Below are 2580 nucleotides of genomic sequence, written 5' to 3' on the forward strand. Positions count from 1 at the left end.
GCTGCAAGTCTTTAACACCAGGGGTCTCTCGACGGGCTTGCCTCAGGCCACCACGGGCGCGGACGGCGCCGGCTCGGCGGAGGCGGACGGCTCGGTGGGGAACCACAGCGCGGCGACCAGACCGCGCGGGTGGTTCGGATGCATGGTGAGCCGGCCGTCGGAGGCGTCGACCAGCACCGCGGCGATGGTGAGCCCCAGACCGGCACCGTCGACGTTCTGCACCTCCGGTGCCCGCCAGAACCGCTCGGTGGCCTGGCCGAGCTGGCTGCGGGTCATGCCCGGGCCGGTGTCGCGTACCTCCAGCGCGGTCCCGCCGTCACGGGCCGCGACGGTGACCGTCACCTCGCCGCCCGCTTCGCTGAACTTCACCGCGTTGTCGATCAGCGCGTCGAGCGCCTGATCGATGGCGGTCGGCACGGTCCGGGCGTACACCCTTGTCGGGTCGGCCGCCAGGCGCAGGGTGATCGACCGGTGCCGGGCCAGCGGCTCCCAGGCCGCCACCCGCGACGCGGCCGCCGCCGTCGCGTCGACGGTGACCCGCTGGTTCTCCCGGCGCTCGGCACGGGCCAGGGTGAGCAGGGCGTCGAGCAGCAGGGCCAGCCGGTCGGTCTCCTCCAACGCCAGCCGGTGCTCGGCGCGGCCCTGCGGGTCGGTCAGGCTCGGCCCCAGCTCCTCCACCCGCAGCCGCAGCGCGGTCAACGGATTGCGCAGCTGATGGCTGGCGTGCGCGACGAACGCGCGCTGCCGGTCCATCACGTCGGAGACGACGTCGGCCATGTGGTTGAAGCTCGTCGCCAGGCGGCGCAGCTCCGGCGGGCCCAGCCGGTGCTGCACCCGGGCACCGCGGTCCCCCTCGGCGATCTCATGGGTGACCGCGTCCAGTTCGGTGACCGGACGTAACACCCAGCCGGCCAACCCGAACGCGGTGAGCACGCAGGCCAGCACGGCCAGCATGCCGATGACGGCGAGCAGCAGCCACCAGGTGGCGACCGTGCGGCGGACCCCGTCGGTCGGGGTGGCCGTGACCACCGCCCCGAGCACCTCGCCGCCGTCGTTGATGGGCACCGCCACCACGATCGGCCCCTTCACCCAGGGCCACACCGAGTCGGGTCCGCTGCTCTGCTGGCCGGACAATGCGACGTCCAACGCCGCCCGGGTGCCCGGGGCCGGCTGCCAGCTCGCCGAGGCCACCACGATCCGGCGGTCCCGGTCGAGCACCGCCGCACCGATCCCGTACAGCTCGTCGTAGCTGCCCAGTTCGTTGTCGAGCGGGCCGGGCGCGCCACCACGCAACGCCGGCCCGGCCAGCGAGGCGAACCGGGTGGCGTCGGCGAGCCGGTCGGCCCGGACCCGGTCGGTCTCCCAGGTGGTCAGGGTCGCCGCCAGCGGCGTGCCCAACGCCACCAGTACCAGCACCATCAGCAGCAGGTAGCTGATTACCAGGCGCCGTCGCACCGCAGACCCCTCACTCGTTCCGCAGCCGGTACCCGACGCCGCGCACGGTCTCCACCAGGCGCGGGTCGCCGAGCTTGCCGCGCAGCGAGCCGACGTGCACCTCCACGGTGTGCCGGTCGGCGAAGGTGGTCCCCCAGGCGTCGAGCAGGATCCGGTCGCGGGGTACCGCGACCCCGGGCTGGCGGGCCAACGAGAGCAGGACGTCGAACTCCTTACGGGTCAGCGAGACCAGCCGGTCGGTCACGGTGACCGTGCGGGCGGCCACGTCGATGCGGACCGGCCCGACCTCGATCAGGTTACGTGCGGGTGCCGCGTGCGAGGCGCGCCGGAGCACCGCCTCGATGCGGGCCTGCAACTCGACCATCGAGAAGGGCTTCACCACGTAGTCGTCCGCGCCGAGCCGCAGGCCGAGCACCCGGTCCCGCTCCTCGCCGCGGGCGGTCACCGCGATGATGCCGAGCTGGCTGCTGCGCCGGCGCAGCTCCCGGCACAGGTCGGTGCCGTCGCCGTCGGGCAGGGTCAGGTCGAGCAGCACCAGGTCGCACGGGGCCGCGGAGATGGCGGCCGCGACGGTGGCGGCGTGTTCCACCTCGTACCCGCGCCGGGTCAGGGCGGACGACAACGCGGCGGCCACCCGACGGTCGTCCTCGACCAGCAGGATGCGCACCCGGCCTCCCCGTTCGGTCTGCTCTGCTGACCCCGATTGGTTTCGGTTCCGCGGAACCCTCGAATTGGTCTTCTGTCAACGTTGCCGACCTTGAATGGCCTTGGTCAGCTCGCTGACCATAGATGGTCGCAGACAACCCGTCGGGGTGACAGGCCCGGGGCCGGTGGGCTGCCCCTCAGAGCCCGAAGACCTCGTCGGCGGTGGTGTCCCGCACGCCGTCCACGAATCCTTTGAAGGCGGGATCGTCGTGGCTGGCCGGCACGGTGGTGACGACCTCGCCGGTGGCCTCGGTGACCGCGTCGACCAGCGGCGGGAAGTCGATCTCGGAGTCGGCGAGGGTGTCGTCGTCGGCCTCGCCGAGATTGATCACGTGCTGCACGTCCTCGGACGGGGTGGCGGGGTCGTCGGCCCAGTCGGCGCCGGCCCGGTAGCACTCGTCGTAGAGCGCGCGCTGGCTG

Annotated in this window: 3 protein-coding genes; all 3 read right to left on the reverse strand. The window is 73.0% G+C overall.

Annotated features, from left to right (window positions below):
• Window positions 1-42: 42 nt before the first annotated feature.
• On the reverse strand, window positions 43-1455 hold the full coding sequence (locus AB0M52_RS33050) for a HAMP domain-containing sensor histidine kinase (protein WP_363961780.1): 1413 nt from the start codon (window positions 1453-1455) through the stop codon (window positions 43-45).
• A 10-nt stretch (window positions 1456-1465) separates the two neighbouring features.
• Complete coding sequence (locus tag AB0M52_RS33055; protein ID WP_363961782.1) at window positions 1466-2122, reverse strand: response regulator transcription factor; 657 nt, start codon at window positions 2120-2122, stop codon at window positions 1466-1468.
• A 175-nt stretch (window positions 2123-2297) separates the two neighbouring features.
• Window positions 2298-2580, reverse strand: a 283-nt coding sequence (locus tag AB0M52_RS33060; RefSeq protein WP_363961783.1) for a hypothetical protein, incomplete at its 5' end; no start/stop codon positions are given.

The organism is Micromonospora sp. NPDC051296 (assembly GCF_040682255.1).
GTDB lineage: Bacteria > Actinomycetota > Actinomycetes > Mycobacteriales > Micromonosporaceae > Micromonospora > Micromonospora craterilacus.